Origin of the sequence: Chroogloeocystis siderophila 5.2 s.c.1, assembly GCF_001904655.1 — a bacterium.
GTDB classification, from domain to species: Bacteria; Cyanobacteriota; Cyanobacteriia; order Cyanobacteriales; family Chroococcidiopsidaceae; genus Chroogloeocystis; species Chroogloeocystis siderophila.
Window position 1 is genome coordinate 85,796 of record NZ_MRCC01000010.1, and the last position, 21,578, is coordinate 107,373.

A 21,578-nucleotide genomic window follows, 5' to 3' on the forward strand; every position below is an offset into this window, starting at 1 on the left:
AGCCTTTAAGTTACGTTTGTCACCCAGTTTCCTATTAATTGGATAAGTATCTTTACTAAAGCCAATGATGGCGAAAGTTTAATCTCTCTTGTAGTAAATAAGCAAATTGAAGTAACTCGGCTTCTCCTCTGGGTTTGCCGATTAATTGCATACCAATAGGTAAACCTGATGTTGTCCAACCACAGGGAACTGAAATAGCAGGTAAACCTGTTAATGAGATTGTGTAGGTAATTGTCAAGTAATCAATAATATTACGCAATGGAGTGTGATTGATTTCTAGAATCTCTGATTGCGTGTGCAGAAATGGAGGAACACTGGCGCTTACCGTTGCAAGAATATCGTACTTTTTGAAGAAGTTTAAGAAGTTAAGATATAGGCGATCGCGTTCGGCTTCGGCGTTTAAGAGATCAGCAGCAGAAATTCCCTTACCGCGTTCAATATTCCACCGCACACTTTCTGAAAGTAAATCGGCGTACTTTGCATAATGATGCTTTTGTTTGTGTAGTAGTGTCGCAGCCCGCAGCGTCTCAAACGCAAATTGCGCCATTGAACAATCAGGATGTGCAGCATCTACCTGAGGACACAAACTTGTAATTTGTGCGATCGCACGTTGAAAAACAGCTTCAACTTCAGCATCAATTGTGGCAATTCCTAAATTCGCACTGAAGCCAACACGTACACTGTTTGTTAAGCGATCGCATATCTGCGGTGAAAAATCTGGTCTATTCCATTGACTACCTACGGACAATGGATCGCCCCAGTCTTCACCAGCCATTGCTGCCAGCATCAATGCGGCATCTTCTACTGTACGCGCTAAAATTCCATCGGTATCTAAATAATCCCATAGCAACATCTTGCGACGACGCGGTATCCGCCCAGCAGAAGGGCGCAACCCAACAATATTACAAAAGCTTGCTGGAGTTCGCACTGATCCACCCATATCGGTTCCTTGGGCTAGGTAACACATCCCCGTTGCAACTGCGACGGCTGCACCGCCACTCGAACCACCACAAGTGTAATTGGGATTGTAAGGGTTAGTAGTTGGTCCGTAAAGTGAGTTTGTACAATGCGCACCTAATCCAAATTCGGGTGTATTCGTTTTACCGATTAAGATACCGCCACAAGATCGCGATCGCGCGACGCAAAGTTCATCGTGTTGAGGGACATAATCTTGATAAATGACTGAACCAAATGTTGTGCGCACTCCTGCTGTTGGTGTCAAGTCTTTGGCTGTAAAAGGAACACCCTGTAGAATTCTGAGGGTTTGCCCTTGTTCAATCGCTGCATCAGCTTGCTTTGCTTCTACTAAAGCGCGATCGCGACAGGTTGTCATGATTGCTTTAAGACGATCATTGTGTTGTTCAATTTGTTCAAAACACGCAGCCACTGCGTCAACAACGCGGATCTGCCTACTTTGAATTGCACGGGCGAGTTTTGTCGCCGTTAACTGATGAATCATAAAATGAATTAGACTAACTTGTAATTATCAATTTTCTCCTACGGGCAAGGCACTGCCTTGCCCCTCTGCCTGGGACGGGCGAAACTGGATAAACCACACGATAAGAATTTACCACGCCCTTTTTGTGCAATCACTTCGCCGTGCTGATACACGATTTCACCCCGCGATATGGTTATTTCGGGATAACCTTGTAGTGCAATACCTTCGTAAGGTGTGTAATCTACGTTGTGGTGTAGCATCTCGTTTGCGATTGTGACTTGTCGCTGCGTATCCCAAATGACTAAATCTGCATCCGAACCAATTGCGATCGTACCTTTTTGCGGATACAATCCGTAGAGTTTTGCCGGATTCGTTGCGGTGAGGGCGACAAAAGTATTTAAATCAATACGTCCTTGGTTAACACCTTCAGAAAAGAGCAACGGTAATCGGGTTTCAATTCCAGGAATACCATTAGGAACGTATTGAAATGAACCGTGCGTGCCACAAATTTGTTTACCTTGCGGATGGGCATAACGAAATGGTGCGTGATCTGAGGAAATGACTTGAAAGACGCCGTTACACAATCCATCCCAAATCACTTGCTGATTTGCTTTGTCGCGTGGCGGTGGACTGCAAATGCACTTTGCGCCTTCAAATCCAGGTTGATCTAAATCGGCTTCGGTCAAAAATAAGTATTGCGGACAAGTTTCTGCATAGATGCGTAATCCCCGATTTTGCGCCCATTGAATTTGCTCGACGGCTTCTGCGCCAGAAACATGCACAATTAAAATGGGTACATCTACAAGTTCAGCTAAAGCGATCGCCCGATGTGTTGCTTCGCGTTCGACAACCTGGGGACGGGCTGTCGCATGGTATCGTGGAGAGATTTTCCCAAGTTGTGCTAAACGTTGTACCATCCAGGCGATGCAATCGCTATTTTCTGCGTGAACCATGACAAACGCACCTTCTTGTCGCGCTACAGCTAAGACATCAAGTAAAGCGCGATCGCTCAATTTCAGATCGTCATAAGTCATGTAAACTTTGAATGATGTATATCCTTTCGCAATCAGTTTGGGGAGTTCCTCATCTAAAACGTGTGGCGTAGGATCGGTGACAATCAAGTGAAACGCATAATCGATCACTGCTTTGTCGGTGGCGCGTTGGTGATAATCTTCTACCGCTTTTGCAAGAGAGTGTCCTTTCATTTGACACGCAAAGGGAATCACCGTCGTTGTTCCACCACACAATGCTGAGAGTGTGCCAGTGTAAAAATCATCCGCCATTACCGAACCGTCATTCATTGGTTGATCCATGTGACAGTGTGCATCAACACCACCAGGTAAAACGAGTTTATCTGTAGCATCAATTTCTTGCGTTCCCTTGGGAAGTTCCGCTGCAAGTGCGACAATTTGTCCTTGATGGATGCCGATATCACAGTTCATCACATCCGCTGCTGTCGCTATTTTGCCATTACGAATGACTAAATCAAATTCTGTCATATGCCCTACTTACCAACTGAGTGCGAGAATAAACTACCCCATCCCTCAACGCGGCGAGAATCAACACTAGTCATACAAAGTGACTTCCATACGGCGGCTGCAACGGTGTCGTAGATCGGGATACCAAGTTCTTTTTCTAATGCATCAACTAGTGGTGCAGCCCGCAAATTAGTACAAAAAGTCAAAATTGCTTGTGGTTGTTCCGCCGCCACAGTACGAATCATCGACGTTAATTTATCTGCGGTAACTTCCGAAAAATCAAAGTTAACTGATAAATTGAGGTGTTGCTCAGCAATACAATGAAAGCCTGCTTCGGCGAAGTTGACGATAATGCGTTCTTGAACATCGGTAAGGTATGGTGTAACAAGTCCAAACTTTGTGATTTGGCGATCACGCAAAATTTCTAATAGTGCTAGCACCGAAGTTGTTGCCGGAATTCCTGTCACCCCTGTAATCTGCTGACAGAGTTGCACATCAGCCTCAAATCCTAACCAACCTGCGGATGTGCCATTCCAGGCGATCGCATTTACTTTGGCATCGGCTAAAAGTTGCGCAGCCTCAACAAGTGGTGTGGTGTCAAATTGCTGTAATGCTTGCTCTTGCAACGATATTTCTGTCACGCGAAACCGCCCAAAATGTGCCGAAACTTCAGACAAGCTACTCACCATCGCACTCGTTACCGGTTCGAGAACGGTATTTGAGGAAGGAGTTAGCATTCCTAAAAGAACTCGCTTAGCCATGCATGATTCGCAATAAATCTAAAACAGTACAGTGATGCAATGCTCAGTAAGTAAAAAACTAAGTGCGACGGAAATATTTACTCTGAAGTTTTTTGCACAATGTTGCATGAAATTATCAAATCACTGTATACAAGCATGATGATGAGAACTGTATCGCAAAGTACATTTAATTAATTTGTAATTATCTACTCTCCCCGCCAAACGACTTAAAATGTAAAGTCCCCTACAGGTGGGGGATTTAGGGGTGAGAAGCTTTGTATAGAAATTACAAATTATATTGACGTTAAATTAGGAAAAGAATCAAAGACTATTCGCTACAAAGGAGATGTAAGATTGTCTTCTCAATTGCCACAACGTAGTCAACCGCTATACGAACAAACGTATCTAGCCTTACGTTCAGCAATTTTAACGGGAGAAATCGCTGTAAATGAGCGACTCATTGAAAGTCAACTTGCACAACGCTTTCAAGTAAGTAGAACTCCAGTACGCGAAGCAATTCGCCGCCTACAGCAGGAAAATTTATTAGCGTCGGATGGTGATGGGGCATTGTATATTACTAAACTTTCGTTACACGATGCCATCAAACTCTACGATTGCCGAATTGCGCTAGAACAGCTAAGTGTTGTAGGAGCCTGCGAAAACGCCACCGCCGAACAGTTAAAAGGAATTGAGCAAACAGTTATCCAATCCGAACGCTTAGCCCAGCAAGGACAATATCAATTACAAAATAAACTATTAGAATTCAATTTTGACTTTCATCGTTTAATTGCCCAAAGTTCAGATAATCCTTGGTTAGTGCCGCTATTGGATCATCTATCAAATCATACCCGACTACTAAGAACTCAAACATTACAAGCTGAACCTGACATTACCAACATTCATAGAGAACATCGACAAGTGTATGAAGCGATCTCCCGTCGCGATGCACCAGCCGCAGTGGAATACATTACGCATCATCTCAAAGCAAGCCAGCAGCGAATTAGAGAAATATTCGAGCGATCGCTGCCAATATCATCAGCAGAAAAACCGCAACAAGAAGCACTGCAATGCCCTCGGTGTTTGTCTTTTGAGGTAAGCCGTAACGGAAGGCGTATGGGTAAGCAAGGTTATATTTGTAAGCAGTGCGGACGGCAGTTTCTTGCTACTTATGGGTCATCTCGCTACTCAGCAGAAATTCGCGAGAAGTGCATAGTTTTACACAATAACGGCATAGGATTTCGCGAAATTGAGCGCATTACGGGTGTTAATCATAATACGATTATTCGCTGGGTAAAATCTCCTCAAGACAAATAAACATTTAAGGGCTGGTAACTGGTTACTGGTAATTGGTAAGTATATCTATTACTCATTACCCGACAATTGTTGGACGAAGTCCGCTTGGAGCACCACCTTTGCACCGCACTGGCTTTTCTGCCTCAATGATTTCCCAAGAAAAACAACTCCCCAATCTTGGTATATTCCACCGCACCACCTAATCGCGTAATCGGCTTCATGCGGACAGTATCAACTAATCCCATTTCAGGACGATACAAGTCTTCGCGGACATGAAAGCGTAAGATACGACCTAACACCATAACATTTGTCGCTCCTTCTACAGGAACAATCTGCGTGACTTGACACTCCATCGCCACAGCCGCATCAGCAATCCGTAATGGCTGCACATCAGTTGCTGGAATAGTAGTGAGTTGCGCGAATTCAAATTCATTTATGCCATAGGGTAAATCAACTGCGGTTTCAATCATGGCGTTTGCCATTGTCTCATCGACAATATGACAGACAAACTCCTTAACCTCGCGTACATTGCGTAATGTGTCTTTTTCCTTGGGTTCCTTCGTTTGGCGATACGATACCGAAAACATAATTGTGGGTGGAAAACCCGCAACAGCATTGAAAAACGAGTAAGGTGCAAGATTTGGTTTACCATCTTGACTGATTGTGGACACCCAAGCGATCGGACGAGGTGCAACAATACTAGTTAGTAAGTGATAAGGAGCGCGAGGCTTCATTTCTTCAGGCACAAAAGAAAGCATTATGCCTGTACCTCTCGGTTAAACCGCTCAATCCAAGCCGATCGCTGCGTATTAATCGTTTTCCAATCTAAGATACTGACTCTTTGCATAAACTCAGTTAAATTGCTTGCTTGTAGCTGTTCAGCAATTTCAGGTGCTAAGGGTACATTTGAATTTGCCGGAATATAGAAGTAGGGACTACTAGAAAGATATGACTGCACCTCGTCAGAAAGTGCTGTATCGATATACGAAACTGCTAACTCTAAACTCGATCGCGGATTGCTGACAACGTTCATGCTGTAACGCGCCCCAACAAGTCCAGATTCAGGGACTACCCATTCTACTGGTATTCCTCGCGTTTTTAAATATGCAGCATCGTTATGCCACATTGGTGCAATGTCAACTTCTCCTTGTTGAAACAACGTCAACAATGCGCCAGGATTTGCAGCAACACCATTGACATTCGGTAATATTTCTTGCAGCATACTAAACGCAGGTTCAATATTTGATTCACCGCCTCCCCGCGTGCGTGCTAACTCGACCATAAAGCTGGTTCCTAATACACTATTCATACTCACTAAGCCAGCACTACCAGAAAGATTGCTGTTTGATAAAGCTTCCCAAGAAGTCGGTGGAGTTTGAATTCTTTCTGTGTTGTAAGCTAAGACAACTCCTTGCGCGTAAAAAATGGGAGCGAAACCTTCAGTACTCAGAAACGCAGACTCAACATTTTTAGTGTTCTCACTCGAATCTGCTGGAAACTGTTGAATTAAACCTTCGCTTGTAGCAATATTTGTTTGTCCGTCATCTAGCAGTACTACATCAAAAGGTGGATTAGTTTTAGATGCTTGAAGACGTGCGACTTGTTCAAATGCTAATAATGGCACAAGACTTACTTGCGTTCCAGTCGCTTGAGTAAATTCAGGTGCTAATTTTTCCCTAGCCAAGGTTTCGGTTGTACCAGGAAACACTGCGGCAACAAATTGTCCACTACCTTGAGGTGAATCTGTAGCTGTATCAGCAGCACAACTTTTGAGTAGCCAACTTGCACCCGCAAACATAGCAGCGCCAAGAACTGTACGACGTGAAAACTGATGAGCAAACAACTTTGACATAATCTAATTTAAGTAACCTTCAAAAAACGACGTTAACTATCCGCCGCGAAACAGCGAAAAACCCCAAGGTGAAACCTTAAGTGGAAGATGACAATGTTGCTCGACGTCACTAATACCAAAGCGAAACGGAACAACATCTAAAAAAGGAAATTCATTAGGTAAAGCGTAACCAAGTTGACGGTAAAACTCACCAATATGGAAGACAACTTCGTAGTTACCAGGTTCAACATTTTCACCACGAACCACAGAATGATCTAACACGCCTTGGTGCGATAACACATCTGCTGCAATCTTCTCGCCGCCAACTTTGAAAATTTCTACTTCCATTCCGGTGGCGGGTAGTCCCCGCGTGACATCGACAACATGAATTGAAATTCCACCTGCCATAAAAGCGCTTCAAGAAGAATGGTTAAAGAGAAAAAATTGATTTACTGCGAAGTTCGGAGTGAATGGTAAATATCTTTTACTACCAATTACCCATTACCTATTCCCTCTTCTTTTAAGACTTAACCAAGAACTTAGATAAACCTGAGATGCGTTCCATTAATACCATCAGCAATGCTGTTGCCACAATCAAGATTCCTGAAATTGCTGCCGCGCGGACATCTAAATCGTTTTCAATCATTGACCACATCCGAATTGGTAGGACTTCGGTGCGGGCATCTGATAAAAATAAAGAAACCGTGATATTGTCAAACGAAGTCAAAAATGCCATAAATCCACCAGTAATCACCCCTTGTTTAATCAGTGGTAACGTGACATGAAAGAACGTATAAGCAGGACTTGCACCAAGTACCGTTGAAGCTTCCCGCAACGATGTTCCCAGTTGAATCAAACTTGCAAGTGTCGTGCGCACAAGGTAGGGAATACAGATCACAACGTGACTCAATACAAGTGTTACTAAGGAAAGTCTTACTCCAAGTACACTGAAATAAGTCAGAATTCCCAAACCCACAGCGATACCTGGTAAAGCCAACGGCGACATGACTAAAGCATCCATCGCTGCTACCCAGCGGGCACGACTGCCTGCCATTGCTAAAGAAGCACAGACACCAAGTACAATACAAATGAGCGTTGTCCACAATGCCGCTTGAAGACTTGTTACCGCTGCTGACCATAACTCTGGATAATCGAATAAAGCTAGATACCACTGCAACGAGAAACCTGTTGGCGGAAATCGCAGCGTTTGTGCGGAACTAAATGAAGCAATTAAGACAATTACAGTAGGTAGTGACAAGATAATCAGACTAAAAATGGCAATACCCCACATGACCCAACCGAAAGATAAGCGATCTAACTTATCAAGTTGACCTGATGAAGCGCGAACTGTAGTAGTTGACACAATTAACTCCTAGTGAACGTAATCACGGCTTTTTTGACCTAAGTTACTCAGTGCAAAAACAACGATTAAAACCATTGCCAGTAAAATCGCAGAGATCGTTGCAGCAAAGGAACGATTTAAAAGCACAACGCCTTGTTGATAAATCAGCGTTGGCATATACATAATTTGACCGCCACCGATAATAGAGGGAGTTACAAAAGAACTTACGGTAATTGCAAAAACCAGCAAGCAACCAGAAATGATTCCAGGTAATGTCAGAGGAAAAGTAATTTTCCAGAATGTCCGCCAAGCGCCACCACCTAAACTTGCTGATGCTGCGGCGAGTCGCGGATCGATCTGTGATAATGACGCCACAATAGGCAAAACCATAAAAGGCAGTTGAATTTGTGTCATGGCGATCGCCACACCTGGATGGGTAAACAACAGCCTGATCGGTTCTTGTGTTATCCCCAAACCTTGCAATAGCGAATTAACGAGTCCTTGTCTACCTAAAATCACCACCCAGCCAAAAGTCCGGACAACTGAACTTGTTAGCAGTGGTAACAAAATCAAAAAGGTCAAAATTCCTTTCCACTTCGCGGGTGCATTTGCATAAACGTAGGCAACGGGGTAGCCAAATAGCAAACAAGCAAGTGTGACTTGCACTCCCAGCCAAAAAGTGTCGAGTAAAACTTTACGGTTGACGGCATCTTGGAAAAATTGCCCGTACTGTGCCAAAGTAAAGCTAGGTTCACCAGGCGCAGTTTGAAAGCTTGATGCTAGCAAAACAGCCAACGGAGCGACATAAAATAAGTGTAAGAAAATAGCAAGTGGTAGTGCTAACTGCCATTCTCGTGGGGCAAATAACTTAGCGGTCATTTTAAATTTTCACCTCTCGATCAAAACGTTCAATCCAAGCTGAACGATTGGGGTTGATAGCTTGCCAATCGGGAATAAATATTCTGGCATCGACGCGATCGCGCGCATTTTCGCTTAGTAATTGTGCTAGTTCTACAGGAATCGTCGCGTCTTGGTGCGTGGGTAGAAAGTTGTAAGGTGGCTGCGCCATCGCATTTTGGACTTCTAACGAAAGTGCCGTATCTACATAAGCAGTTGCCAGTTTAGTCGCTTGTGAATTTCTCACAACCTGTAATGAGGAACTCGATGACGCAAGTTCTTCAGTCGGAGCAACCCACTCAACGACAGCTCCTCTACCACGAATTCCACTAACGTAGTCGAACCAATGCGGCGCAATATCAATTTCACCCTGTTGTAATAGGGTTGCTAAACTTCCAGGATTGGGTGCAACTGCAGCAAGATTGGGGCGTAGTTGTGTTAATTTTGCGAATGCACCTTCTACGTCATTTTCACTACCTCCTTCTAACCGCGCTAGTTCGACAAAAAACGTCGTTCCCAACCCACTTTCTAATGAAGGAATCCCGACACGATCGCGATACTCCGAACTCCAAAGATCTAAGAGCGATCGCGGTGGATTAGAAATTCGTTCTGGATTGTAGGCAATTCCCAAAACCTGCGAAGCTACCATTGGGGCTAATGCTTGATTGTGATACTGCGGCAGAATATTGGCATGATTTTGACTCGCATCTGGTGGAAATTCTTGCAGCACACCTTCGGCTTGTGCTGTAAACATCGGTCCTTCCGGAATCAAAATGACATCATACGGAGGTTGCTGTCGTGCTGCTAATACTTTGGCAACAGCTTCTAAACCTGGTTCAGAAATCACACGCACATTAGCGTTATGAGTTTGTGTAAATGAACTCGCAAGTTCCCGACGATGCCCTTCTTCCCAAGAACCACCATAAGTTGTCACAATTAATTCTTGGGTACTTGATACCGATGATGCGTTTTGACATCCTTTTAACAACAAACTAGAACCAACAAAAAGTCCAGCACCAAGCACAGCACGGCGAGTCATTTTAGTGGTAAGTATGTGAGACATAGTGTTTTCAGTAGATGGCAACAGCTACACAGAGAAAGAAGCAGGGAAGATTAGATCATTGAATTTTTAATTATTTTTGTTGATATGCTATAGACGAGCTTTACTTTTATTGGTTTATACAACCTTGATGTCATAAGTCCACGCAGGTAGACTGAGTTTTTCAGCCGTGACTTTAGTCACTAGGCTATCTTCACGTCAAACTTGTACCTCGCGATCAAATCGCTCAATCCAAGCCGTACGCTGTTTATTAATAGCGTTCCAATCAAGAAGTACCAATTTATCTAAAACCTCTTCTGAGTTATTACCCAGCTTTTCTGCCAACACACCCGATAACACAACATTACGATTAGAAGGTAAAAAGTAATAAGGCTCCGATGCCATTGCACTTTGCACATCAGCACTCAGCGCAGTATCAATAAAAGTAGCTGCCAATTCTGGATCGACAGTTGTATTTCTAACAATCTGTTGCGCCGGACGTAAAGCAATTCCGCCTTCTTGAGGCATTACCCAATCAATATTCACGCCACGCGATCGCAAAGCAACAACATTATTGAGATCGTGTGGTGCTAAATCAATTTCCTCTTGTTGAAAGAGTGTCGCTAAAGCTCCTGCATTTGCCGCAATTCCTGTTAAATTTGGTTTTAAGTCTTGTAGTGCGCTAAACGCTGGCTCAATATTTGTCTCATCTCCCCCATGCATCTTCGCAATTTGCACCATCAAAGAAGTTCCTTGAGTCGTCTGCATTCCTTGCATAGATACTCGATTGCGATACTTGGAATCCCACAGATCATCCCAAGAATTCGGCGGAGTTGCTACTGTTTTGGGATTATAAGCAATACCCATAACTTGAACGCCTGTCGTTGGTGCCCAGCCATCAGGATGTTGCAACTCAGGTAAGACATCAGCGTAATTTTGAATTAAATTAACGTCAGGCTTGACAAATAACTTTTCTTGTGGAGCAGCGTTGAATGGACCTTCATCAAGTAAAACAATATCAAACGGAGGATTATTCGGTGAGGCGTTTAGTTGAGCAACTTGCTCTAGTGACACCATTGTTACTAAGCTTACTTCTCCCCCGTGAACTTTAGTAAAAGCTGGAATCAGAACATTGCGATAAAACTGTTCCCAACTACCAGCAAAGCAGGTGGCAACAATCCTTCCACCACCATTACCTCCACTCGTCGCAGTTGTTCCACCACAAGCTTTGAGAACGAGACTTGTCCCTGCAAATAAACTTGCTCCCAAAAAAGCACGTCGAGAAAGAGAATTTAATCTCCGGTGGGACATGATCACATGATTTCCCATAAATCACAACAAAATTAAGTTAGGCTTGGACAGTTTGATCAAATTGCTCAATCCATGCTGTGCGGTGCTTGTTAATTGTTCCCCAGTCCAGAAACTCAAGCTTTGTCAAGATTTCTTCGAGATTGTTACCGAGTTTCTGAGCGATCGCTTCTGGAATCGGAACATTACGATTAGTCGGCAAAACATAATTTGTCTGGGTCATTTGCGTTTGAACATCAGTACTGATCGCAGCATCAACATAAGCAGTTGCTAGTTCCACACTTGCTGTGGGATTTTGTACAATCGTCATAATTGGTGTCAGTGCAAATCCTCCTTCTTGAGGCATTACCCAATCAATATCAACTCCTTTTGATTGCAGCAATTTGACACTATTTAAGTCATGTGGTGCAAGATCTACCTCGCCTTGCTGAAATAAAGTAATAAGTGCGCCTGCATTTGCAACAACACCTGTCAAATTTGGTGTGAGTTCTGCTAAAGCCGCAAACGCTGGTTCTAGATTCTCACTACTACCACCGTGAATTTTGGCAATTTTCTGCATAAAACCAATCGTGTGATTATTCCGCATTGCCATGAGTGCTACGCGACCTTTGTATTGCGAACTCCACAAATCTTGCCAAGAAGATGGCGGTGTTTTGACAGTTTGGGGATTATATGCAATACCTACTGCTTGTACTCCAATTAAAGCACCCCAAGCATCTTGAGTTTGAAATTGTGGAGCAAGTTCGTTGTAGTTTTGCAGTTGTGCGATCGGCAATTTCTGAAAAAGTTTTTCTTTCGGAACACCTTCAAATACACCAGAATCTAGCGATAGGACATCAAAGGGTGGATTATTAGGAGATGCTTGTAATTTAGCAACTTGATCTGCTGAAACTAATGGAACTAGCGCGGCTTCAGCATTGGTATCCGCAGCAAACTTAGGTACAAGAACAGTACGATTAAATTGCTCCCACGAACCTGGTAGAGTTGTGGCAATTAATTTTCCGCCAGTAGTAGCCGGATTAGTTGTTGCGTTGTTAGCACACGCCTTTAGAAGTAAACTTGCGCCTGCAAACAAACTTGTTCCTAGCATAACTCGACGACTCATGACGAGCATTCGGCGGTTTGACATAGTGTTTTTTTATACCGTTACTTCGCGGTTAAAGCGCTCAATCCATTGCGATCGCTAAATCACTGCTTCCTTGCGATTGAGAGTTACAAGAACCTAACCCTGTCATTGCTACACCTGCCATAAAACTTGTGCTCAGAAATGTGCGGCGCTTCATGAGATGGTTCATGTTCATATATGCATTGTCAGACAGGATGATGCTTAACTCATTGCGGGAAACAACGCACAAGCTTGTGGTGATACAAGTTCTAGGTAAATTTGCTGTCCTTGTTGCAGAGGACGAGTTCCAGGAAGGCGTGGTTGTGTTACCTTAACTTTCGTATTAGGTGCAATTTGCACTTCGTATGTCATGACAGCACCCAACGGTAAACACATTTCTACGATAGTCGGTAAGCAATGCGTGCCAGGTTGCGTTTGAATCCGCAAATTTTCAGGTCTGACTGCTAACAAAACATCGTTGTGTGACTGTACTCTTTCCTGATTTGCAACTCGGAGTTTTCCGCCTCCAGGTACTTCTACAAGGCAATCTGAAGTATCGCGTTCAACGAGCTTACCAGGTAAAAGGTTGCAAGTACCAACAAACGTACTCACAAAAAGTGTTGCAGGTTTATCGTAAATTTGGCTGGGAGGATCAAATTGATGAATTGTTCCCTGGGACATGACCGCAATGCGATCTGACATACTCATTGCTTCTTCTTGGTCGTGAGTGACCAAAATCGCAGTAATATCTTGCTCTTTCAACAAGCGGCGAATTTCAATTTGCATATCAAGCCGCAGATTTTTATCTAGCGCACTGAAAGGCTCATCCAAGAGCATGAGCTTCGGTTCTACTGCTAACGCACGCGCGATTGCAACTCGCTGTTGTTGTCCGCCGGATAATTCACTCGGATAACGCTTGGCAAGATGACTTAGTTGCACAAGCTCGAGCATCTCGCCAACTTTATTAGCAACTCTACCACGCGGCACTCGGTTAGCACGCAATCCATACGCCACGTTGTCCCAAACCGTCATGTGGGGAAACAAGGCGTAGTTTTGAAAGACAATTCCTACACCCCGCTGCTTGGGTGAAAGTGCGCCTACCGATTGACCATCGATCAGAATTCTGCCAGAAGTTGGTTTGAGAAAGCCAGAGATAATTCGTAGCAACGTTGTTTTACCGCAACCGCTCGGACCAAGCAGCGAGACAAATTCACCTGGTTGAATATTCAGATGAATATCTTGCAGCGCCACCATGTCGCCAAAACGATGCACGATCTCCTCAAGCGCTAAGCTATGACCAGAGTAATCTTCGCTAGCTCGAACTGGAACAAGGCTGCTCACTAACTCAATATGCTTCACCGATTCCATGTGTTTGTACTTAAGTAGGGTTTATATCAGCGTCGCAATATAATTTGCAATAATTCGACATCTTACTTTGTGCTGATTTTGTGGTCGTTCAAAAGAGATATTAAACTAATGATTGACTAGGATACTGTATACAAAAAAGCATGATGTATCACAAATAACAAAATTTTCAGCGTTATTGGGCGATAAACAAATTGCGGGCAGCGTACAGCAATAACGAAGTATGAATATCAACGTTGCGATCGCAAATTGACTCTGGACAAATCAGAAAATCATGATTGCCATATGTCGTTATTTTTACTAACTTTCCTGCTGCCAAGCTGTATCTTCATGCTTACTTTGAATCACTCAGAAAACGACTTATGTCTGATTTAATACGGATGTCGCGTCGCGCTCTTTTGGGGGCTGGACTTTTTGCAGGAACAAGCTTACTGCTCAAAGGTTGTGGTGGGAATGAAGCATCGCAAGGCAATGGTGGTAGACTTGTTGCAGCAACCTTTACAGGAAGTTGGGAAGAAGCACATCGGACAATTTTAGTGCCTTACTTTGCCGAAAAAACTGGAACTACGACGAACTTAGTACCGCAATTAGCAATTGACCAAGTTGCACAACTCACAGCATCAGCTAATAGCCCTCCTTATGATGTGGCACTTTTAGATGAAGGACCGTTTCGCAATGCTCCAGTTGAGGAAATTTTACAACCTTTTCCTGTTGACCTGAGTGAAAACTTTCAAGATCTGTTACCACAGTATCAAACAAAAGCGGATCAATGGGGACCTACTATAGCTGTTCAAGCAATTGGTATTGGTTATAATACTGAACGCATTTCCACACCACCGACATCATGGGAAGATTTATGGAAGCCAGAATATGCAGGTCGTCTTGGGCTTGTGAGCATGCAAAGTACCGTAGGAACTGCTTTTATGGTGCAACTTGCGCGGATGCGCGGCGGTGGTGAAAACAATATTGAACCTGCTTTTGAGGCAATTCGTGAAATACTACCAAACGTTGCTGCGGTTGCTTCTAATCCTGGTGCGCTTTCGGTTTTGTTTCAGCAAGGAGAGATTGATATCGCTCCGCATTATTTGAATAATATGGCTCCTCTCACAGCCGCAGGAACGGAAGTAGATTGGGTTGTTCCGCAAGAGGGTGCACTATTAATTAGCCCGTCAATGCACATTGTCAGAAATCCTAGAGAGCGCGAACTCGCTACTGCGTATATCGATGCAGCAATTAGCCCTGAAGTGCAAACGCAAATGGCTTCAGCACCTTACTATTTTGTCCCAACGAATAGCAAAGCTCAAATTTCTGGTTTCATTGCCGAAAGACTAGGTAATACAACCGAGGCGGTTGTTGATAAACTTATTCCTCTCGATTGGCAAACAATTAGTAAAAACTTGCCAACGTGGATTGAACGCTTCAATCGTGAAGTTGTGGTTTAACGAATGAGTATTTCGGCAATAACAGATAAGTTGATCGTTAAAAATGCTTTGGTATTAGCATCAGGAGATGCATCACCGCAACTGCATACAGATATTTTGATTGATAAGGGGACAATTGTCGCAGTTGCTGCGAATTTAGCGATTCCTCCAGGCTGTAGTGTCATTGATGCAACGGGGTTGTTAATAACTCCTGGCTTGATTAATGGACACTTTCATTCGCACGAGCATTTTCATAAAGGACGATTTGATAATTTGCCGCTGGAGTTGTGGATGCACTTTGTGCGCCCGCCAGTTGCACCGCCTGCTCTAACGCCAGAGCAAGTTTATCTACGCACGATGATTGGAGCGATCGAAGCGATTCGCACAGGAACAACGTTTGTTGTCGATGATGTCAATCATGCTCCTCATTATTCTATGGAGTGTATTGATGCGGTTTTTCAAGCTTATGAAGATATTGGGTTACGCGCGTTAGTGAGCGTTAGTTTATGCGATCTTCCTTTTTACCGCGCTGTCCCTTTCTTTGATGAAGAAATGCCAGAACATCTGCGCGAACAGCTTGATAGCCAAGCTTTACCCAATCGCGATCGCCTCTTAACTATTGCGCAACATCTCGCACAAACGCGCCACCCAAATCAACATCGTGTCGGATATATCGTTGCACCTTCAGCACCGCAGCGTTGTAGTAAATCTTTCCTAGTTGAGCTTGAGAAACTCGCAAAAATATACAATCTACCTGTAATGCTGCATTTACTCGAAACACGTCTACAAGCGGTTACGGGTCAATTATTTTACCAGCGTTCGATGACCGAGTATTTAGCCGATTTGGGTTTTTTAAGCGATCGCGTTGCTTTGCAACATTGTGTTTGGCTGACACCGCATGATGTAGAACTTATTGCTGAATCGGGAGCGAGTGTCATTTACAATCCACTATCTAACCTCAAACTTGGTAGCGGTAGAATGGCGGTGCGGGCGATTCAAGCCGCAGGAGTCAACATTGCGCTTGCGAGTGATGGTTGTGGATCGCGAGATAGTCTGAATATGCTCTCTGTCGTACAGGCGGCGGCGATGCTCAACAAGTCACCGACAACCGCTCCAGAACACTGGATTTCTGCCGAAGAAGCCTTTGAGTTTGCAACAATAGGTGGGGCTAAAGCCTTTGGCGTTGCGCAACTCGGAAAAATTGCCCCTGGCTATAAAGCTGATTTTGTCGGCTACCGACTCGATGCACTATCTTTTGTACCGTTGAATCATCCATTACGGCAACTCGTGTATGCAGAAACGGGTGCTGCTGTTGATTTAGTCGTCGTTGATGGCATTGCTGTTATGCGCAACGGTAAGCTAACTCAAGTTAACGAGCAAGCCTTGATTGAAGCAATCTGCAAAGTACATCATCAGATTTTACCCGCGATCCAAGCATCTGAAGCAACGGTTCAAAATTTTTTACCGTACTACCGTCGAATTTATAATCGCTGCTTATCCCAAACCGTCGATCCAGCAATCCTTACTCCTGATAATCAACCCTCGCCTATCGACATGAATCGTACTGAATAAGTCTTGTTATGTTCCTTGGACTGCGATTCTATGAATTCGAGGAGGTTGAAGTTGTAGAGGCACCGATCGCACCCATTATCCCTGCACTGACTGCGGTTTGTACGCTGATAACAGTATCAAAAACTGCCTTACCTATTTGTTCGCCTTTGGCGATCGCATCAATTCGCCGCCGCGCTTCGCGTCGTTCTTCTGGTACAAATAGATGGTGCGTCAAGTTGCAAGCTTTAATCAAGCTAATGAGCACTGTCGTTCGAGCTTCAAGTTGCGCATCGTGCAAAACCACCATCCGCAAGCGATTGATGATAGTTTGTTTGGCGATCGCATCGGCGATTGGGTATCGCTGAACCGGAAAGACACCTAAGATCCGCTGTTTGTGCTGCTTGAGTATGCCTAATTCTACTAAATTGCTCAATCTTGCAAAACTAACTCCATCAGCACTGCACTCATTAAACCGTAAGGAAGAGATGCAGCGGCAATTGATTCAGCCATCTAGAGATCAGAGTTAAAAGTTATGATTTTGAACATTTCAGCATTATTTTGATTTGTGGGTGAGGCAAACTCTTAAGTTGTTTTGAGTAGCAAGCGCACCTCCAGGGAAGCACCTAGAGAATCTCAATTTTACCTGAAAATATTCTGAATAATTACACAACTCATTGCATAATTCTTCCTTGTTAGACCGATATATGTATAGACGTTATAATTGCCTTGCTTCTCTAAACTCTATACTGAACTCAATATGTACAACCAAAGCCCTGGCGTTACGCTAGGGCTTTATAATTTTGCTAGTTTTCAGATAAAGTGACAACAACCGCTTTCACAGGTAACGTCCTTGATTCTCTGGCACTCGCTGACTCATAATCACCTGTTAAGAAAGCGATCGCGATTGTTAATAATAAGCTAATTCCAAAACACCAAGCAATTGTACTTTTAATCTGAACAGCTTTGGCTACACTATTGAGATTATTATCAATCATCCAGAGTGGCGGCGAACTTTCATTTTTTATATCCCAAACTTTCCAGCAGCGCTTTTATCAAAATACATTTTGTTTTCCAATAGCTTTGTAGTTCTTAGTACACTGTGTCAGCAAACAAAAATGACAACTCGTATTACGTGTCTGGAAAAATGAGAGATGATTACCAAAAGTAAATGCTATTTTATTAAGTAATGTAGACATAACAAGCTGCTTAACAAATGTCTACCTGAACTGTTAGTCAACCTCTAGTTATTTTTCTTTCGATTACCAATCTTGTATGGATGTTAATGAATAAAGGATGATAGATCGGGAGCATGTCACTTTTTCTACAAGCAATTATGCTGAGCGGCTGGGCAATGGTGAGCCAATTAACCCATTCAGATAAGCACAACGATGAGCTAAAGTCCAATCAATCAATTGAGCATTATTTTGAAAGTTAGCGAGCATTCCTTGGTCTGTGGCAATCGCTTTGTCATCTTTCCATTCGCATTCCTCGCTTTGTCTGGGGAGTAGATTGCTTTGATTTTCGCCGATATAGCCTAACTTTTCCAGTCCTCCTGTCCTCCTTAAGCATTTCTACTTAGTGCAAAGGTGACATGCTCCCTTCTGTCTTTTACCTATGACTATCTATTACTTAACAATGAGTAGCAACGTAGAAGAAATAGCTAATCATTATGGCTCTATTTGACTGAAGCATTTGTTTGTAATGCTTTGTGAAAAGTTTCCATTTGAGCGATGATTTGCTGTAATTGCTCTTGCAGTTCCTCGACTGGCGATGGTTCAGGTGCAGGCGCTAACTCGGAAACTTGTGAATTATGCTGCTTTTGAGTAAAAGTTGCTTGCGTGTATGCTAGATATGTTTGTGCTAGAGCAAACTGTGCAGTAGCTGATTGAACTGTTGAACTAGGCGCTTCTTTTGGCTCTTCTGTAATGACAATGAACGGTTTGATAGCTTCTACTGGCTGCGATGAATGCTGTGGTGAAGTTGTTGTATTTTCTGAAGCAGAATTGGATATTTCACCATCTAAGAATGAATTTAATCCGAAATTTGCTAAGCGATATTCAGAAAGTTTGAGTTCTTTTAATAATTCTTCTTTTTCTTGTAAATGTTGTTGCAATCCAGATAACTGCTGCTCTACTTGCGCTGATTTACGGGAAGATTGTTGCCAGCCTGCAACTGCAACACTTGCAAGTCCTGTTCCTAAACTTAATAAGCTTGATAAGCCAAGATAAGGAGTAGCAATATCTCTAAGTTGACCGTGAAAAACAGGTTCTTCTTGTAACTGAATTTCTACAGGTTTAGAACCTAGTAAAGCTAAAGGTAAAGTTAGTGTAGCAAAAACTCCAGCAGAAAGAAGTACAGGAGGCAAAACAAATTTTTTGAAGATAGATGCAGTCATATTTAATAATTGTAAGTGATGTTGTTAGGAAATAAGAAAAGGAAAGAATGTTTTGAAAACTAAAGTAAATACTAGGCTTTAATTTAATGATTATTATTTGTCAATATTTAGTAATAGAATACTAATGAAACTCATTTTTATTTGTGCTGTTTAATCGGCTCGTTGTTTTCTACACCAAGTTTAACTTTGGTAGCGCAATTGTCTGTATAGAAAAAGTAAAGTTACGTGGAATTACTTAAATCTATTGTAAGGATTTTTAGTGAAGTAAGTCAACGACTGTTGTACTAAATCGTTGCAATTACTTATGCTGCAATGATTTGGAGTGAGGTAGAAAGATAATAGTGTGCGATCGCGCTCTAAGCGATAGAGGCACTTTTTGATACTCAAGCCTATCATATTCAATAGAAAGCCTGACGCATAAGTTGGCGGCTCATAAACTTCATTTAAATACGTGCAATAACTGTTGCAAAGGCTCTTTTAGATACTTTTGTCACAACTACTCCAAGGATATTCCTGACTTCAAAGAGAATATTGCACTTCATGCTGAACGGAACTGTAACTAATTTGCTGCATATATATAAGTATGACTAAACCTTTTTTAGTTCATTTGACTCGTTTACTAAGTTTACTAGTATTTATACTGAATAAATTAGTTCAATTTTTACTCTCAAGTGCTTATTTGTTTAACGGAAGTCATCGCTGGCACTTTCTGTGGGGGGAGAAGTATGACCAACGCCGTAGCAAGATAACATTTGCACAGTTGCTATGTTTATTCGTTTTAACGACAACTGTATTGATAATTCCTGCGCTATGGCAAGAAACAAGAGCAATAACGCGCGCAGATACAACAATACAGCTTCCTTTGTCTACTCAAGGCTCAAAAATTATTGATACCAAAGGCAATCAAGTGTTACTCAGGGGTGTAAATTGGTTTGGAATAGAAACCGAGTTACATATACCGCACGGTTTATGGCTACGTGATTATCAGGAAATGCTAGCTCAAATCAAGCATCTAGGATATAACACGATTCGCTTACCTTACTCCGTACAATCACTGAGGAGCACAACTACCAGTGGAATCGACTACAAAAGAGGTGCTAATCAAGAACTTGAAGGGAAAACACCCCTAGAAGTCATGGACTGCATCATTCAAGAAGCACAGCGTCAAGGCTTGTTTATTTTATTAGACAGTCATCGGTTGAATGATCGGCAAATTCCTGAATTATGGTACGGTGATGGATTTACGGAGCAAGACTGGATTGATACATGGAAAATGCTAGCGGTTCGTTATCAAAATCAAGCTAATGTCATTGGTGCCGATTTAAAAAATGAACCTCACGGTCGTGCAAGTTGGGGAACTAACGATTTAGCAACTGATTGGCGACTTGCTGCGGAACGTGCAGGTAATGCGATTCTTGCGATCAATCCTAACTGGTTAATTGTAGTCGAAGGTGTCGAGAACAATGTTCCAGGACAACGATTATCAGGACATTGGCAAGGAGGTAATCTTGAAGGTGTGCGACGTTATCCCGTGCGGTTGTCGCGTCCTAGTCAATTAGTCTATTCTCCGCATGAATACGGTCCTGGAGTTTACAATCAGCCTTGGTTTAGGGAGCAAACTTTTCCTAATAATCTCTACCATCGTTGGGAAACTGGGTTTAATTACATTGCTACGCAAAATATCGCTCCAATTTTAGTTGGGGAGTTTGGCGGTCGTTATGTCGATAATTTATCTAAAGAAGGTATTTGGCAGCAGCAATTTGTGAAGTACATTCACAAAAATCATCTCAGCTTTACCTATTGGAGTTGGAATCCTAATAGTGAAGACACAGGCGGGATTCTGCAAGATGATTGGCAAAGTATTAATGTACCTAAACAAAATTTGTTAAGTCGGTTATTAGATAATATTCCTTTTGCTCCAGCCACAGCAAGCGACGCGATCGCATCCAAAAATCCGATTCAAAGTCCTTCTCGCAAGCTCAAAGTGACAACTCAATTACAATCTGATTGGCAAACAGGGTTTTGTGTGAGTTTACAAGTCGCTAATCAAAGCAGTACTTTGATAAACGATTGGCAAGTTAGTTTCCAAATGCGCGACGCAACGATTAACAATATTTGGAACGCGACATTCAAAAAGCAGCACCATAAGCGATCGCACTACATACTCTCTCCAGAAGATTGGGCAAAAAATATTGCACCAAATCAAGTGAGAGGTTTTGGTTTTTGTGCAACTAAGCAAGGTGCAAACTATCACCCGCAACAGGTATCTGTTTCTAGCCTATAAGCTTTATTTCCTTCATCAAGAAACCCTCTAAACCAAAATAGGATTAGAGGGTCTTTTTATCTCAGTTTGAAATTAGCTGATGAGAAGTTGT

General features: G+C 42.8%; 20 protein-coding genes. 4 read left to right on the plus strand and 16 right to left on the minus strand.

Annotated elements, in window-relative coordinates; all coding sequences use genetic code 11:
- Positions 1–55: 55 nt before the first annotated feature.
- Genes NIES1031_RS13460 through NIES1031_RS13470 form a run of 3 tightly spaced genes read right to left on the minus strand, consistent with a single transcriptional unit; the run spans position 56 to position 3,677 of the window.
- Positions 56–1,459 (minus strand): amidase, encoded by a 1,404-nt coding sequence (locus tag NIES1031_RS13460; protein ID WP_073549942.1) that lies wholly within the window; start codon positions 1,457–1,459, stop codon positions 56–58.
- A gap of 38 nt (positions 1,460–1,497) precedes the next feature.
- On the minus strand, positions 1,498–2,937 hold the full coding sequence (hydA, locus tag NIES1031_RS13465; protein ID WP_073549943.1) for a dihydropyrimidinase: 1,440 nt from the start codon (positions 2,935–2,937) through the stop codon (positions 1,498–1,500).
- 5 nt (positions 2,938–2,942) lie between these two features.
- Positions 2,943–3,677 carry a maleate cis-trans isomerase family protein gene (locus tag NIES1031_RS13470; protein ID WP_073549944.1) on the minus strand — a complete coding sequence of 245 codons (735 nt, stop codon included), beginning with the start codon at positions 3,675–3,677 and terminating at the stop codon, positions 2,943–2,945.
- 333 nt (positions 3,678–4,010) lie between these two features.
- On the opposite strand from NIES1031_RS13470, the gene NIES1031_RS13475 reads away from it, so the two are divergent.
- Entirely contained in the window at positions 4,011–4,970 is a 960-nt protein-coding gene (locus tag NIES1031_RS13475; RefSeq protein WP_143167773.1) for an FCD domain-containing protein, read from the plus strand.
- Between the two features lie 122 nt (positions 4,971–5,092).
- On the opposite strand, the gene NIES1031_RS13480 is transcribed toward NIES1031_RS13475, so the two are convergent.
- The 10 genes from NIES1031_RS13480 to NIES1031_RS24410 form a co-directional block, all read right to left on the minus strand.
- Complete coding sequence (locus tag NIES1031_RS13480; RefSeq protein ID WP_073549946.1) at positions 5,093–5,707, minus strand: flavin reductase family protein; 615 nt, start codon at positions 5,705–5,707, stop codon at positions 5,093–5,095.
- Positions 5,707–6,801, minus strand: coding sequence for an ABC transporter substrate-binding protein (locus tag NIES1031_RS13485; protein ID WP_073549948.1), 1,095 nt, complete (start codon positions 6,799–6,801; stop codon positions 5,707–5,709). Before NIES1031_RS13485 ends, NIES1031_RS13480 begins: the two co-directional genes overlap by 1 nt.
- 36 nt (positions 6,802–6,837) lie before the next feature.
- Positions 6,838–7,188 (minus strand): hydroxyisourate hydrolase, encoded by a 351-nt coding sequence (locus tag NIES1031_RS13490; protein ID WP_073549949.1) that lies wholly within the window; start codon positions 7,186–7,188, stop codon positions 6,838–6,840.
- A 112-nt stretch (positions 7,189–7,300) separates the two neighbouring features.
- Positions 7,301–8,143 carry an ABC transporter permease gene (locus NIES1031_RS13495; RefSeq protein ID WP_236738833.1) on the minus strand — a complete coding sequence of 281 codons (843 nt, stop codon included), beginning with the start codon at positions 8,141–8,143 and terminating at the stop codon, positions 7,301–7,303.
- Between the two features lie 9 nt (positions 8,144–8,152).
- Positions 8,153–9,001: an ABC transporter permease gene (locus NIES1031_RS13500; protein WP_073549950.1), complete on the minus strand. Its 849-nt coding sequence runs from the start codon at positions 8,999–9,001 to the stop codon at positions 8,153–8,155.
- Position 9,002: 1 nt separating this feature from the next.
- Positions 9,003–10,082, minus strand: coding sequence for an extracellular solute-binding protein (locus tag NIES1031_RS13505; RefSeq protein WP_073549952.1), 1,080 nt, complete (start codon positions 10,080–10,082; stop codon positions 9,003–9,005).
- A 195-nt stretch (positions 10,083–10,277) separates the two neighbouring features.
- Positions 10,278–11,369, minus strand: coding sequence for an extracellular solute-binding protein (locus NIES1031_RS13510; protein WP_073550086.1), 1,092 nt, complete (start codon positions 11,367–11,369; stop codon positions 10,278–10,280).
- Positions 11,370–11,406: 37 nt separating this feature from the next.
- Positions 11,407–12,495, minus strand: coding sequence for an extracellular solute-binding protein (locus NIES1031_RS13515; protein ID WP_084544346.1), 1,089 nt, complete (start codon positions 12,493–12,495; stop codon positions 11,407–11,409).
- Positions 12,496–12,693: 198 nt separating this feature from the next.
- Entirely contained in the window at positions 12,694–13,839 is a 1,146-nt protein-coding gene (locus NIES1031_RS13520; RefSeq protein WP_073549954.1) for an ABC transporter ATP-binding protein, read from the minus strand.
- A gap of 172 nt (positions 13,840–14,011) precedes the next feature.
- Positions 14,012–14,155 (minus strand): hypothetical protein, encoded by a 144-nt coding sequence (locus NIES1031_RS24410; protein ID WP_178378138.1) that lies wholly within the window; start codon positions 14,153–14,155, stop codon positions 14,012–14,014.
- Between the two features lie 43 nt (positions 14,156–14,198).
- Here NIES1031_RS24410 and NIES1031_RS13525 point away from each other — a divergent pair, with 43 nt between their 5' ends.
- Both NIES1031_RS13525 and NIES1031_RS13530 read left to right on the plus strand, forming a co-directional pair.
- The gene (locus tag NIES1031_RS13525) at positions 14,199–15,278 is read left to right on the plus strand and encodes an extracellular solute-binding protein (protein ID WP_073549955.1); all 1,080 of its coding nucleotides are present in this window, start codon (positions 14,199–14,201) and stop codon (positions 15,276–15,278) included.
- A 3-nt stretch (positions 15,279–15,281) separates the two neighbouring features.
- Positions 15,282–16,829, plus strand: a complete 1,548-nt coding sequence (locus tag NIES1031_RS13530; protein ID WP_073549956.1) for an amidohydrolase family protein — start codon at positions 15,282–15,284, stop codon at positions 16,827–16,829.
- A gap of 28 nt (positions 16,830–16,857) precedes the next feature.
- Here NIES1031_RS13530 and NIES1031_RS13535 read toward each other — a convergent pair whose 3' ends face one another.
- The 3 genes from NIES1031_RS13535 to NIES1031_RS13545 form a co-directional block, all read right to left on the minus strand.
- Positions 16,858–17,241, minus strand: coding sequence for a GOLPH3/VPS74 family protein (locus NIES1031_RS13535; RefSeq protein WP_073549958.1), 384 nt, complete (start codon positions 17,239–17,241; stop codon positions 16,858–16,860).
- A 370-nt stretch (positions 17,242–17,611) separates the two neighbouring features.
- Entirely contained in the window at positions 17,612–17,803 is a 192-nt protein-coding gene (locus tag NIES1031_RS13540; protein ID WP_073549959.1) for a hypothetical protein, read from the minus strand.
- Between the two features lie 680 nt (positions 17,804–18,483).
- Complete coding sequence (locus NIES1031_RS13545; protein ID WP_073549961.1) at positions 18,484–19,203, minus strand: hypothetical protein; 720 nt, start codon at positions 19,201–19,203, stop codon at positions 18,484–18,486.
- A 679-nt stretch (positions 19,204–19,882) separates the two neighbouring features.
- On the opposite strand from NIES1031_RS13545, the gene NIES1031_RS13550 reads away from it, so the two are divergent.
- Positions 19,883–21,487: a cellulase family glycosylhydrolase gene (locus NIES1031_RS13550; protein WP_236738834.1), complete on the plus strand. Its 1,605-nt coding sequence runs from the start codon at positions 19,883–19,885 to the stop codon at positions 21,485–21,487.
- The last annotated feature ends 91 nt before the right edge of the window (positions 21,488–21,578 follow it).

Excerpts from the sequence above, each read along its gene's own strand:
- NIES1031_RS13460 (WP_073549942.1), bottom strand. The coding sequence starts at position 1,459 with ATGATTCATCAGTTAACGGCGACAAAACTCGCCCGTGCAATTCAAAGT.
- hydA (WP_073549943.1), bottom strand. The coding sequence starts at position 2,937 with ATGACAGAATTTGATTTAGTCATTCGTAATGGCAAAATAGCGACAGCA.
- NIES1031_RS13470 (WP_073549944.1), bottom strand. The coding sequence starts at position 3,677 with ATGGCTAAGCGAGTTCTTTTAGGAATGCTAACTCCTTCCTCAAATACC.
- NIES1031_RS13480 (WP_073549946.1), bottom strand. The coding sequence starts at position 5,707 with ATGCTTTCTTTTGTGCCTGAAGAAATGAAGCCTCGCGCTCCTTATCAC.
- NIES1031_RS13485 (WP_073549948.1), bottom strand. The coding sequence starts at position 6,801 with ATGTCAAAGTTGTTTGCTCATCAGTTTTCACGTCGTACAGTTCTTGGC.
- NIES1031_RS13490 (WP_073549949.1), bottom strand. The coding sequence starts at position 7,188 with ATGGCAGGTGGAATTTCAATTCATGTTGTCGATGTCACGCGGGGACTA.
- NIES1031_RS13500 (WP_073549950.1), bottom strand. The coding sequence starts at position 9,001 with ATGACCGCTAAGTTATTTGCCCCACGAGAATGGCAGTTAGCACTACCA.
- NIES1031_RS13505 (WP_073549952.1), bottom strand. The coding sequence starts at position 10,082 with ATGTCTCACATACTTACCACTAAAATGACTCGCCGTGCTGTGCTTGGT.
- NIES1031_RS13510 (WP_073550086.1), bottom strand. The coding sequence starts at position 11,369 with ATGTCCCACCGGAGATTAAATTCTCTTTCTCGACGTGCTTTTTTGGGA.
- NIES1031_RS13515 (WP_084544346.1), bottom strand. The coding sequence starts at position 12,495 with ATGTCAAACCGCCGAATGCTCGTCATGAGTCGTCGAGTTATGCTAGGA.
- NIES1031_RS13520 (WP_073549954.1), bottom strand. The coding sequence starts at position 13,839 with ATGGAATCGGTGAAGCATATTGAGTTAGTGAGCAGCCTTGTTCCAGTT.
- NIES1031_RS13525 (WP_073549955.1), top strand. The coding sequence starts at position 14,199 with ATGTCTGATTTAATACGGATGTCGCGTCGCGCTCTTTTGGGGGCTGGA.
- NIES1031_RS13530 (WP_073549956.1), top strand. The coding sequence starts at position 15,282 with ATGAGTATTTCGGCAATAACAGATAAGTTGATCGTTAAAAATGCTTTG.
- NIES1031_RS13540 (WP_073549959.1), bottom strand. The coding sequence starts at position 17,803 with ATGATTGATAATAATCTCAATAGTGTAGCCAAAGCTGTTCAGATTAAA.
- NIES1031_RS13545 (WP_073549961.1), bottom strand. The coding sequence starts at position 19,203 with ATGACTGCATCTATCTTCAAAAAATTTGTTTTGCCTCCTGTACTTCTT.